The 11,492-nt window shown below is 66.5% G+C and carries 12 protein-coding genes; 11 read left to right on the top strand and 1 reads right to left on the bottom strand.

What is annotated here, in order from left to right; translation table 11 throughout:
• The first annotated feature begins 55 nt into the window (after nt 1–55).
• The 11 genes from LXM88_RS04530 (at nt 56) to LXM88_RS04480 (ending at nt 10,760) form a co-directional block, all read left to right on the top strand.
• On the top strand, nt 56–1,288 hold the full coding sequence (locus LXM88_RS04530; RefSeq protein ID WP_262530821.1) for a lipopolysaccharide biosynthesis protein: 1,233 nt from the start codon (nt 56–58) through the stop codon (nt 1,286–1,288).
• Between the two features lie 28 nt (nt 1,289–1,316).
• Nucleotides 1,317–2,516: a capsular polysaccharide export protein, LipB/KpsS family gene (locus tag LXM88_RS04525; protein WP_262530820.1), complete on the top strand. Its 1,200-nt coding sequence runs from the start codon at nt 1,317–1,319 to the stop codon at nt 2,514–2,516.
• Between the two features lies 1 nt (nt 2,517).
• Nucleotides 2,518–3,048: a serine O-acetyltransferase gene (locus tag LXM88_RS04520; RefSeq protein WP_262530819.1), complete on the top strand. Its 531-nt coding sequence runs from the start codon at nt 2,518–2,520 to the stop codon at nt 3,046–3,048.
• A complete protein-coding gene (locus tag LXM88_RS04515; protein WP_262530817.1) occupies nt 3,045–4,037 on the top strand; it encodes a glycosyltransferase in 993 nt (330 codons plus the stop codon). Before LXM88_RS04520 ends, LXM88_RS04515 begins: the two co-directional genes overlap by 4 nt.
• 9 nt (nt 4,038–4,046) lie before the next feature.
• The gene (locus LXM88_RS04510) at nt 4,047–5,270 is read left to right on the top strand and encodes an EpsG family protein (RefSeq protein ID WP_262530815.1); all 1,224 of its coding nucleotides are present in this window, start codon (nt 4,047–4,049) and stop codon (nt 5,268–5,270) included.
• Between the two features lie 9 nt (nt 5,271–5,279).
• Entirely contained in the window at nt 5,280–6,362 is a 1,083-nt protein-coding gene (locus LXM88_RS04505) for a glycosyltransferase family 4 protein (protein WP_262530814.1), read from the top strand.
• A 93-nt stretch (nt 6,363–6,455) separates the two neighbouring features.
• Nucleotides 6,456–7,301 carry a 3-deoxy-8-phosphooctulonate synthase gene (kdsA, locus tag LXM88_RS04500; RefSeq protein WP_262530812.1) on the top strand — a complete coding sequence of 282 codons (846 nt, stop codon included), beginning with the start codon at nt 6,456–6,458 and terminating at the stop codon, nt 7,299–7,301.
• The gene (locus LXM88_RS04495) at nt 7,298–7,849 is read left to right on the top strand and encodes a KdsC family phosphatase (RefSeq protein ID WP_412524082.1); all 552 of its coding nucleotides are present in this window, start codon (nt 7,298–7,300) and stop codon (nt 7,847–7,849) included. The genes kdsA and LXM88_RS04495 overlap by 4 nt, the downstream gene beginning before the upstream one ends.
• Nucleotides 7,833–8,639, top strand: coding sequence for a 3-deoxy-manno-octulosonate cytidylyltransferase (gene kdsB / locus LXM88_RS04490; protein ID WP_262530811.1), 807 nt, complete (start codon nt 7,833–7,835; stop codon nt 8,637–8,639). The genes LXM88_RS04495 and kdsB overlap by 17 nt, the downstream gene beginning before the upstream one ends.
• Complete coding sequence (locus LXM88_RS04485) at nt 8,617–9,552, top strand: KpsF/GutQ family sugar-phosphate isomerase (protein ID WP_262530809.1); 936 nt, start codon at nt 8,617–8,619, stop codon at nt 9,550–9,552. Before kdsB ends, LXM88_RS04485 begins: the two co-directional genes overlap by 23 nt.
• 59 nt (nt 9,553–9,611) lie before the next feature.
• Nucleotides 9,612–10,760, top strand: a complete 1,149-nt coding sequence (locus LXM88_RS04480; RefSeq protein ID WP_262530808.1) for a sialidase family protein — start codon at nt 9,612–9,614, stop codon at nt 10,758–10,760.
• A gap of 85 nt (nt 10,761–10,845) precedes the next feature.
• Here LXM88_RS04480 and LXM88_RS04475 read toward each other — a convergent pair whose 3' ends face one another.
• Nucleotides 10,846–11,469, bottom strand: coding sequence for a phosphatase PAP2 family protein (locus tag LXM88_RS04475; RefSeq protein ID WP_262530807.1), 624 nt, complete (start codon nt 11,467–11,469; stop codon nt 10,846–10,848).
• Nucleotides 11,470–11,492 lie beyond the last annotated feature (23 nt).

Below are 11,492 nucleotides of genomic sequence, written 5' to 3'. Positions count from 1 at the left end.
CTGCCGTCGGCGGCCCGGCACGCGATCGCGGTCGCGTGCTGCGCAGGGAGGCGACATGATCAATCCCAGGGATTCGATCGTTTCGCTGGCCGGCGTCGTGATCGGGCAGATCACGCTGTTCGTCTGCATCTTCGTGATCGGACGGCGGTTCGGGCCGGAGTCGCTCGGCCACTTCAATTACCTGCTCGCGCTGGCGACGTTCGCTGGCACGCTGCTCGCATTCCGCTTCGAACTCGCATGCGTCGACGACGAGCCCGGCGAGTCGTTCAACGCGTTCGTCAACGTGACGGCGCTGAGCCTGGTCGTCGTTGCCGCGTTCGCGATGGCGATCGCCATTGCCGGCCGTGCCGACCTGTATCTCGTCGCCGTCTATGCGCTGGCAACGTTCGTGCAGCTGGCCGCCGGGTCCTACCTGAACAGTCTGAGGCGCTACGGATGGATTGCGCTGTCGCGCGTGGTGGTCAACGGCGCGTTCCTCGCGGGCCTGATGCTGTCGCTCGCGTGCCCCGCGTGCGGGCAGGTCGACGTGTTCGCGCTGTACGCGTGGGTGACCGCGGCGGTTTCGGTCGCGATGGCCGGTGCGATCCTGCTCGCCGGTTATCGCGCCGGCTATTCGTTCAGGCTTTCGCGCGGGTTCTTCGTCAGGAACCGCCGCTTCGCGCTGTATATCCTGCCGTCGACGCTGTGCGCATCGGTGCTGACCTATGCGCTGTCGATCGCGATTCCGCACTGGTTCGATGCGCAGAGCGCCGGCTATTTTGCGGCCGCGTACCGGCTCGGGTTCTTTCCGGTTTCGCTGATCGCGCAGAGCGTCGGCGGCGTGTTCCGGCGCGACGCCATCGGCGCGATGGCGCGACCGGATGCGGGCACGACGGTGCCCCGGGTGTACCGCACCTACGCACGCGCGCTCGCGGGGCTCGCGGTCGTGTACATGGCGGGCGGGCTGCTGCTGTTCGCGCCGCTCGTCGACCTGTTCTTCGGCGAAAGCTGGCGCGGCTCGGTCGGGTTCTATCGCAGCCTGATGCCGCTGTTCGCGCTGCAGCTGATCTACGTGCCGCTGTCGCAGATCTTCCTGGCCGCGCGCGCGCAGCGCACCGATTTCCTGTTTCAGCTGACCTGCGGCGTGTGTCTGGGCGGTGCGCTGGGCATCGCGAGACTGATGAACCTGTCGGCCCCGACGAGCGTGCAGATTTTTTCGCTGACGGGCGCGGCGCTGATGGCGGCCGGCATCGCGCTGACGTACCGGGTCCTCGGCACGAACCTGTCCCGATCCCACGCACCGGCGTGATGTCGCCGATACGAAAAGCGAGCACACCATGATCCTGATAGTCATCGATTCCCTCGAGCGCTACTACTTCGCCACCCGCCTGGTGAACGCGGTCCGGCACGAATATGAGTTCGCATTCCTGACGAGCGAGCCGGTCGCGCATCTCGGCCTGCTGCTGAGCGGCTACCGGTCCGTGTACCTGAACCGGCTGATGCCGATCGACGTGGCCGACAGCCAGCCGGCCGACCGCACGCCGTACCAGCTGTCGATCGAGGTGCTGAACGGGCAGATGACGGAGGCCCGCGCGAAGCGCGAGTCGGCGGCGATCTTCCATATCGCGTCGGAAGTCCTGCGCGGCCTGCGGATCGAGCAATGCGTGATGTGGAACGGGCAGCAACTGGTGTGTCGCGCGGTGCGGCAGGCATGCACGGTGTACGGCGTGGCGACCCGCTTCATCGAGATCTCGAACCTGCCGGGCAAGCTGTTCGTCGATACGCTGGGCGTCAATGCGCTGTCGACGATCAGCCGCGACCCCGAGGTCATCGATCGCCTGCCGCTGCCCGACGACGACATGCATGCGCGCTGGCTGTCGACCTACGAACGCTACAAGCAGATGCCGCTGCCGCAGGCCAGAACGTCGTTCGCGCGCAAGGCCACGTCCGCGACCAACTATGTGCTGAAGGCGCTCAGCCGCGGGGTGGCCCGGCGGCGCCTGGCCAGCGTGCGCGCGCGCAACGGAATCCCGGCGCCGCGACAGGCCGCGTACCTGTCGGCCGACACGTTGTCGACCTGCCGCTATGTGTTTCTGCCGCTTCAGGTGTCTGGCGACACGCAGATCAAGCTGCATTCGGACGTCGGCAATCTCGACGCGATTCGCCATGCGTTCGAGTTTGCGGCGAACGAGAGCGCCGACCTGTTCGTGAAGCTTCATCCGGCCGAGACCGATGCGGCCGAGATCGACGCGATCGTGCGCCTGCAGGAGACCTATCACTTCGAAATCGTCACGTCGCCGACGACGGAGCTGCTCCGGCACGCGTATGCGGTCGTCACGATCAACTCGACGGTCGGGCTGGAGGCGATGCTGTACGGCAAGCGCGTGGTGTCGCTCGGCCGCTGCTTCTACCGGGAATTCGACCGCGACCGGCTGCTGAAGTACATCCATTCGTTCCTGATCGATGGAATCGACTACTTCGGCGCCGGGCGGATCCCCGCCGATGCGGCGCGGCGCGTGTTCGCGAGGCGGCACTGACATGGCCGTCACGTTGCGACAGACCGCCGACGCGATCGCCGAAGACTGCCGCCGCAATGCGTTCGTCAAGACGCGCTGCGTCGTGATCTTCTACCGGATCGCACATTACCTCGCGTGCCGAAGCCGGCTCACGCTGCTGGCCGGCGCGCCGCTGATCCTGCTGTACATCGTGCTGTGCGACTGGCTGATGGGCATCGAGATTCCGGTGAAGACGAAGATCGGCAAGGGACTCACGATTTATCACGGTACCGGCCTCGTGATCAACGGGTATGCGGTGATCGGCGACTACTGCACGCTGCGACACGGCGTGACCATCGGCAACACCCTGCTGAAGGACGGCACGATCAGCGGCGTTCCGACGATCGGCGACCACGTGGAGTTCGGCGTTCACAGCGTCGCGCTGGGTGCGATTCGGGTCGGCGACCGCGCGCGGATCGGCGCCGGAGCGGTCGTGCTGACCGACGTGCCGGACGGCCGCGTCGCCGTCGGCGTCCCGGCGCGCATCCTCGACAATGGACAGGAACCGAAATGAAAGTGTTCATTCTGCATCCCGGCAAGGCGAATTATCCGGAGATCGCCGCCTACGGGCGTTGCCTGCGCGCGCACGGATTCGAGGTATTCGACGGCGATCTCGACGCCTACGCGCGATTTCCCGATTCGGACCGATGCGTACTGTGGTGCATCATGGGCTTCTATCGTGCGTTGCCGCCCGCGAAGTTCGTGATTCACGACTATCGCTCGCTGTCGGTCGGCCGGCTCGCGGCCGTCAAGGACTACATGAAGCGGATGCTCAACGTCCGGCCCGATCTGCGGATCTTCCAGAACGCGCACATGCGCGACGCGATGGCGTTTCGCGACGACGTGCGCTCGTTGCTGTTGCCGATGGGCGTGCCCGACTGGATCTTCGCTCCGGCGGGCACCGATACCGAGGTCGCCGCCCGGCGCGACGCCGACACGGATATCGATGCCGATGCCGTGCAGACACCGTCGGGAAGATTCTGCTATATCGGCGAAATGAGCCGTGAACGCGGCTTTCACAAGGTGCTGGCCGCCTACCGCGACGCGCGACGTGACGAAACGGACACGCTCGTGCTGGTCGGCCAGCCGGAACCCGAAATTCGCGCGGCGTTCAGCGATACGCCGGGCATCCGGTTCGTCGGCCGCGTGCCGCAGCCCGACGCGCTGCGCATCGTCCGCGACAGCGACTACGCGGTGTGCTTCTTTCCGTATCACCGGCCGCATTGCTTCCAGACGCCGACGAAGCTGCTCGAATACGCGTCGCTCGGCAAGAAAATCGTCTGCAACGACGCGCCGTCGAACGTGCGCACTGCGAACGAGCTCGGCATCCAGTGCCACGTCACCGGCGCGACGATCTTCGACGAACTGTTTCCGCTGTCGCGGATCCGCGCGAGCCGCCCCGACCCGGCCACGATGCAGTCGCTCGAATGGGGGCGCGTGATCGAGCGGTCGGGCGTGCTTGCGTATATCGATGCGGCCGCGGGGCGCGGGCCGGGAATCTGAGGGCGGAACATGAATGCATATTCACTGTTTGCGGTTCGCGGTCACGAGCGCGTGATACTGCCCGGAGCAATGGTGCTCGGCGGCGCGTTCGCGCTGCTGTTTTCGTTCGGCGCCTTCTATTTCTATCTGCTGTTCCTGGTGCTGGCGGGGGCCGAACGAAAGCCGGACCGATTCCTGGTGCTGGTTGCGTGCATCGGCGCCGTCATCGTGATGGGGCCGCTGATCGCGCTCAAGTTGCCGATCCAGGACGGCGGCAACGACAAGCTTCAGTATCTCGACTTCATGTACAAGATGCAGTCGCTCGGAATCTGGCAGTACATGATCCGGCAGCCGGAGATCGTGTCGTTCTCCGTCCTGCATGGTGCCGCGAGCCTGGTCGGCGTAACCGACACCGCGTTCCTGCTGATTTTCGTCGTGTTCTTCTCCTGGCTGCTCGTCGTGATCTGGCGCGAGCAATACCAGGCGATTCCGCTGTTTCTCGTGCTGTTGCTGTCTTCGTCGTCGTTTTTCGGCACGTACGGCAACCTGATGCGGCAATCGATGGCGTTTCCGCTGCTGTTCATGGCCATGTTCTCGGCGAGCAAACGCAAGGCCGGCCTGGCCATCGTGCTGGCCGGCCTGACGCATATTCCGTCGCTGATCGTGGGCGTCCCGTTCTTGCTCTATCGATGGTTCGGCCGGATCGCGATCTGGTGTTCGCTTGCGTTGACCGCGATCACGATCGTCGTGTCGAAGCTGGCGCCGGGACTGTTCGCCGCGTCCGGCAACGACGATTCCTATCTGTCGAACAAGATCAACCTCTACTCGACGTGGGATACCTACAGCATTGCCGGGGTGGCGGCCGTGGCGTTCGCGATCTTCCTGCTCAGCAACGGACTGTGGCGTCGTCGGGAAAAGTGGTGGCGGGGCAGTGCGGAACGTGCGGATCGCGGCCTGCGGCACTGCCTGGTCATGATGAACTTCGCCGCGCTGGCGCTGGTGGCGACCTCCGATCTGACGAAGGTGTTCGAGCGCATCTACATCTATTTCTTCGTGGTCGCGCTGATGTACCTGTCGCTATGCATGGTGCATGTGCGCCGGGGCCCGTTCAAGGCGCTGATCCTGCTCGTTGCGGTGGCATACGGCGTGTACGGATTCGCGAAGAACCTGTCGATCCAGCCGTTGCTCTATGCGGGTGACCCGATCGCGTTCCTGACCGCCAGCCTGTTCGAGATGTACAGCCATTTCATGTAACGGATGCCAATGAAAATCGCTCACTTAGTGGAATCCAGCGCCACCGGCACGTTGTCGATGGTGTGCCTGATCGCGAATCGCCTTGCTCGCGAAGGTCACGACGTGCATGTCATCTACTCGGTCCGACCGGATACGCCGCCCGGGCTGGCCGCGATGTTCGACGCGCGGGTTTCGTTGCGCCACGTCCAGATGAAAGGCGAGGGTCTGTTGCGGACCGTGGGCCGGCTGCGCACGACGCTCAACGAGATCGGCCCCGACGTCGTGCACTTGCATTCGTCGTTCGCCGGCTTTCTCGGGCGGCTGTCGACGCTGTTTGCGTTGCCGAAGGCGGCGTTCTTCTACAGCCCGCACTGCATTTCATTCATGCGCCGCGATATCTCGGGTGTGAAGCGGCTGGCGTTCGTCGGACTGGAGTGGCTCGCGTGCGTCCGCAAGTGCCTTTACGTCGCGTGCTCGGAAAGCGAAGGCCGGGCAATCCGCGCATGGCTTCGTCAGCCGGTGGTGGTGGTCGAGAATGCCGTGGGCGACACGCCGTCGTCCGCGCGTTCGGGCGACGCCGGGCGGCCGGCGGACGGTCCCCCGTGCGTGGTGACCGTCGGCGGCGTCCGCGCGCAAAAGAATCCCGAGTTGTTCGCGCAGATCGCGCACGGCATGCGCGCGAGCGGCACGCGCTTCGTCTGGATCGGCGACGGCGACGATGCGTGGAAGGCGCGGCTGGCCGAGGCCGGCGTCGAGGTAACCGGATGGTTGCCGCACGACGAGGTGGCGCGCCGGCTCGGCGGCGCGGACGTGTACCTGTCGACGTCGTCGTGGGAAGGCATGCCGGTATCGGTCATCGAGGCGATGCTGGCCGGCCGGCCCGTCGTCGTGTCCGACTGCGCCGGCAACGTGGATGTCGTGCGCCATCTGCAGACCGGCGTGATCTACGCGACGGCGGCCGACGCGGTCGCGTGGCTGGAGCGCCTCGCCGGCGACGCCGCGCTGCGCCGGGAACTGGGCCGGCGGGCGAGCAGCGAGGCGCGCCAGCGTTTCGGCGAAGAGCGCTTGTTCGAAGAGCTCGCGCCGCTCTATGCTGCACGGGCGACTCGCTGACAACAACCATCGGCTGCGATCGACCAATGCGATCGCGCGGCGTCCGCTGCGTCGCAACACGAACAACGCCGATCCAATTTCGTGGAGGAATGTATGAATGTATCGATCACGCCTGACGTCACGGTCGGCAACAGCCTGCCTTTCGTGCTCTTCGGCGGCCTCAACGTGCTCGAGAGCGTCGAGTTCACGCTCGACGTCTGCAGCACGTTCGTCGAGGTCACGCGCCGTCTCGGCATCCCGCTGGTGTTCAAGGCTTCCTTCGACAAGGCCAACCGTTCGTCGATCCACTCGTATCGCGGCGTGGGATTCGATGAAGGGCTCAGGATCTTCGACGAAGTCAAGCGCCGGTTCGGCGTGCCGGTCATCACGGACGTGCATGAAGTGTGGCAGGCCGAGCCGGTCTCGAAGGTCGTCGACGTGCTGCAGGTGCCGGCGTTTCTCGCGCGCCAGACCGATCTCGTCGTCGCGATCGCGCAGACCGGCAACCCGGTCAACATCAAGAAGCCGCAGTTCATGAGCCCCACGCAGATCGAGCACGTCGTATCGAAGTGCCGCGAGGCCGGCAACGAGCGCGTGATCCTGTGCGAGCGCGGCTCGTCCTTCGGGTACGACAATCTCGTCGTCGACATGCTCGGCTTTCGTCAGATGCGCGATGCGACGGGCGACTGCCCGGTGATCTTCGATGTCACGCACAGCCTGCAGATGCGCGATCCGCACGGCGCCGCGTCGGGCGGCCGGCGGCGGCAGGTGCTCGATCTCGCGCGCGCCGGGATGGCGGTCGGGCTGGCCGGGCTGTTCCTCGAAGCGCATCCGGATCCCGACCACGCGCGCTGCGACGGCCCGAGCGCGCTGCCGCTCGCGCTGCTCGACCCGTTCCTGCAGCAGGTGAAGGCGGTCGACGATCTGGTCAAGCGGCTTGCGCCGCTCGATATCCGGTGAGCGGCGCGATGTATGGCGGGCCCGTGCGGCTGGTGCTGTTCGACGTCGACGGCGTGCTGACCGACGGCTTGCTGCACGTGACGGCCGACGGCGAGTTCATGAAGAGCTTTCACGCGCACGACGGCGTCGCGGTCGCGCTGCTGCGCGCGCACGGCATCCGCAGCGGCATCCTGTCGGGCAAGCACAGCGGCGCGTTGACGTGGCGGGCGGCGCAACTCGGCGTCGACGTGCTGGTGACCGGCTGCGACGACAAGGCCGCCGGCTATGCGGACATCAAGGCGCGGCAGCGGCTCGACGACCGCGAGATCGCGTATGTCGGCGACGACGTGAACGATCTCGCGGTCATCGAACGCGTCGGCGTGTCGTATGCGCCGGCCGATGCGCATCAGCTCGTCCGCGCGCGCGTCGACCATGTCGCGCGCACGGCCGGCGGTCGCGGCGTGGCGCGCGAGGTGGCCGAACATCTGCTGACCGGTGCAGGGCTGTCGCTCGACGACGCCTATCGGCCGTTGCTCGAACCATGGAGCGGTCATGACATCGTGCAATGACGGGCGGCCGGTGCGCGTCGTGATTCCGGCCCGGTACGGTTCGACGCGATTGCCGGGCAAGCCGCTCGTCGATCTGGACGGCGAGCCGATGATCGTCCGCGTGCACGCGCGCGTGCGCCGTGCGCTGCCGGATAGCGACATCGTCGTCGCGGTCGACGACGCGCGCATCGCGGCGGTGCTCGACGCGCGCGGCATCCGTTTCGCGATGACCGATGCCGGTCACGCGTCCGGCACCGACCGCGCTGCGGAAGTCGCGCGTGTGTTCGGCTGGCGCGACACCGATGCGGTGCTCAACGTGCAGGGCGATGAACCGCTCGTGCCGACGGCGCTGCTCAGGGCATTCGCCGGCTTCTGCGGCGCGGCGCCCGACCTCGGGGTCGCGACGGTGGCCTGCCCGGTCGGCGATGCCGCACTGCTCGACGAGCCGGCCATCGTCAAGCTCGTCGTCGATCGCCGCGGCCGTGCGCTGTACTTCTCGCGCGCGGCGATTCCGTTCTGCCGCGACGGCCGGCCGGACAGCGCGAACGGTTCGAACTGCGGCGCGTTCCTGCGGCATATCGGCCTCTACGGCTACTCGAACGCGGCATTGCAGGTGCTCGCGAGCACGACGCCGTGCGAACTCGAGGAGCTGGAGAAGCTCGAGCAGTTGCGCGCGCTCTGGCTCGGCATGCCGATCGACGTGATGCGCTGGCACGATGCGCCGCCCGCCGGCATCGATACACCCGACGACGTCGCTCGTGTCGTCTCCCTTCTCAAACGGCAAACCCATGATGCAACAGAACCATATTGAGTCCGCCCGGCAGGTCTTCGAGATCGAGTCGCGCGCATTGGCCGGCGTCGCCGCGCGGCTCGACGCGAATTTCGACGACGCGGTCGGGATCATCCTCGAGTCGCGCGGCCGTGTCGTCGTGTGCGGCATGGGCAAGTCCGGCATCGTCGGCCGGAAGATCGCCGCGACGCTGTCGAGCACCGGAACGCCCAGCTTTTTCATGCATCCGGGCGAGGCCTATCACGGCGATCTGGGCATGGTCACGCCGGACGACACGTTTCTCGCGATTTCGAATTCCGGAGAAACGGACGAGGTGGTCAAACTGATTCCGTTCCTGCGCAGCAACGGCAACGACCTGATCGCGCTGACCGGCAATCCTGCGTCGACGCTCGCGAGCGCCGCGCGAGCCCATCTCGACATCGGCGTCGAGCGCGAGGCGTGCCCGCTGCAACTCGCGCCGACCGCGTCGACGACGGCGACGCTCGCGATGGGCGATGCGCTGGCGGTGACGCTGATGCGGGCGCGCGGTTTCCAGCCGGAACACTTCGCCCGCTTCCATCCGGGCGGCTCGCTCGGCCGCCGGCTGCTGTCCACGGTCGACGACGAAATGGCGTGCCGGGATTTGCCGTTCGTGACGGAGGACATGTCGACGCTGGACCTGCTGGACGCGATGACGCGCGGGCGGCTCGGGCTCGCGATCGTGAAGCGGAACGCCGGCTGGGGCATCGTGACCGACGGCGATATCCGCCGCGCGATCGAGCGGCATGGCGACGGCGTATTGCGGCGCACGGCGGCCGACATGATGTCGATCGAGCCGTCCACGGTGCGGCCCGGCACGCGGGTCGAGGATGCGTTGCTGCTGATGCAGCAGCAGCGGATCGGCGCGTTGCTGGTGGTCGACGGCGGCGACGTCGTCGGTGTGTTCAAGAAATAGGCGCTGCCGTCATGACCCTACCCACGCTTGCCGTTCGAACGAAACGGGCTGCCGCAATCATGCTTGCCGTGGCCGCGATGAGCTGCAGTTCGTGTGCGCAGTATCCGGCCAGACCGCGACCGCAGCCGACCCCGCCGGGCATCGTGATTGCGCACAGTCCGGCCTCGAGTCGGGTCTATCTCGGTTCGCCGGCGCTCGCGATCCTGCCGGACGGAACGTATGTGGTCGCGCATGACACGTTCGGTGCGGGGTCCGCGCAAAACACCGAGACCTTGTATGCGTCGCGTGACCGCGGTCGTTCCTGGCGGAAGCTGGGCGAGCTCCACGGGCAATACTGGTCCTCCCTGTTCGTCGAGGGCCAGGCGCTGTACATCATCGGGACGAGCGGGTTCTCGGGCGTGCCGGTGATTCGGCGTTCGCTGGATGGCGGGAAGACGTGGAGCGTACCGCGCGACGGCGACAGCGGCGTGCTCGCGAACGCAGGCCGGTATTTCACCGCGCCCGTGCCGGTGGTCGTCGCGAACGGCCGCATCTGGCGGACGATGGAAGCGGTGGAGCAGACCGGCATCTGGCCGTTCATGATGTCGGCACCGGTGGGCAGCGATCTGCTGAAGGCCGACAACTGGACGTTCAGCAATCGCCTTGCGCCGAATCCGGGATGGCTCGACGGAAAATTCGGCGGCTGGCTCGAGGGTAACGCGGTGGCGCGGCCGGACGGGAGCGTGGTCGATGTATTGCGCGTCTACTACAACGCGGTGCCCGAGCGCGCGGCGATCGTGACGGTCAACGCCAACGGAACCGTGGCCCGCTTCGATGAGCCCGCCGGATTCGTCGACATGCCCGGTGCCGGCAAGAAATTCACGATTCGCTTCGATCCGCGCACGAAACTCTACTGGTCGCTGAGCAACGCCGTCACCCCTCTCTATCGGGGCACCAACTACGAACGCGCGCGCAATGTCCTGGCGCTGATTTCGTCGCCGGATCTCGTGCACTGGACCATGCGTCGCACGGTGCTGTCGCATTCGGACTGGAGCAAGCACGGCTTCCAGTATGTCGACTGGCAATTCGACCAGAACGATATCGTCGCGGTTGTGCGCACGTCCTTCGACGATCCGGACGGCGGCGCGCATTCCCAGCACGACGCCAATTTCGTTACCTTCCATCGTATCGTCGCGTTCCGTGACCGTGACGGTCCGAAGGCCGACTAGCGCGTGGCGATCCCGGTTGCACGGCGGATGCGGGCCGGGATCGCGGTTGATCGCGAGCTGGACGGGTGTCGCAGGCGGTTCGAACTTACCCCGCGATGCCGGTCAGGCTGATGATTTCGTGCACGCTGACCAGGTGGAAGCGTCCGCACAGAAATGGCGAATACAGCTCGATCGCTGCCTGAATCGGCGCGTGACGGCCGTAGGCGACAGCCGATACCGCTAGCAGCGAACCGGCCGCGAGCGCGCGATACCGGGCGTCGACGCGCGGCACGCCATGTCGCAGCACGAACGACAGCGCGACCGCCGAGCCGACGATCCAGCCGGCGACGACTTCCGACGGCGTATGCGCGTCGTCGAATACGCGTGCGACGCCGATCAGCGCGCCGAGCGCGAGCCCGAGCGACAACGACGTGCGCGGCCGCACGTTCGCGCAGCCGTGCAGCGCAAGCACGCATGTCATCGGCCATACCGCCGACGCGAGCATCGTGTGCCCGCTGATCACGCGGAAATCGATCGCGCGGATCTGTACGCCGCAGCCCGCATACAGCATCTTGGTGGCGCCGACCAGCGCCATGCCGGCCGCGAGCATCAGCGCCCATGACGCCGCGTGACGCGGCCCGGTTGTCGACCGCGTCAGCCAGCCGATGCACACGACGGCAAGCGGCAACGTCATCGCCGCGTCGCCGAGATCGGAGACGGCTGTCCACATGAACGAGTCCACGCGTATCGACC

It is taken from the genome of Burkholderia sp. S-53, assembly GCF_025560745.1.
Classification (GTDB): domain Bacteria; phylum Pseudomonadota; class Gammaproteobacteria; order Burkholderiales; family Burkholderiaceae; genus Burkholderia; species Burkholderia pyrrocinia.
This window is presented reverse-complemented; position numbering and strand designations above follow the sequence as displayed.

Bases quoted from the DNA above. Each gene is read 5' to 3' on its own strand.
- LXM88_RS04525 (WP_262530820.1), top strand. From the start codon at position 1,317: ATGATCCTGATAGTCATCGATTCCCTCGAGCGCTACTACTTCGCCACC.
- kdsA (WP_262530812.1), top strand. From the start codon at position 6,456: ATGAATGTATCGATCACGCCTGACGTCACGGTCGGCAACAGCCTGCCT.
- LXM88_RS04520 (WP_262530819.1), top strand. From the start codon at position 2,518: ATGGCCGTCACGTTGCGACAGACCGCCGACGCGATCGCCGAAGACTGC.
- LXM88_RS04480 (WP_262530808.1), top strand. From the start codon at position 9,612: ATGCTTGCCGTGGCCGCGATGAGCTGCAGTTCGTGTGCGCAGTATCCG.
- LXM88_RS04530 (WP_262530821.1), top strand. From the start codon at position 56: ATGATCAATCCCAGGGATTCGATCGTTTCGCTGGCCGGCGTCGTGATC.
- kdsB (WP_262530811.1), top strand. From the start codon at position 7,833: ATGACATCGTGCAATGACGGGCGGCCGGTGCGCGTCGTGATTCCGGCC.
- LXM88_RS04485 (WP_262530809.1), top strand. From the start codon at position 8,617: ATGATGCAACAGAACCATATTGAGTCCGCCCGGCAGGTCTTCGAGATC.
- LXM88_RS04505 (WP_262530814.1), top strand. From the start codon at position 5,280: ATGAAAATCGCTCACTTAGTGGAATCCAGCGCCACCGGCACGTTGTCG.
- LXM88_RS04510 (WP_262530815.1), top strand. From the start codon at position 4,047: ATGAATGCATATTCACTGTTTGCGGTTCGCGGTCACGAGCGCGTGATA.
- LXM88_RS04515 (WP_262530817.1), top strand. From the start codon at position 3,045: ATGAAAGTGTTCATTCTGCATCCCGGCAAGGCGAATTATCCGGAGATC.
- LXM88_RS04475 (WP_262530807.1), bottom strand. From the start codon at position 11,469: ATGTGGACAGCCGTCTCCGATCTCGGCGACGCGGCGATGACGTTGCCG.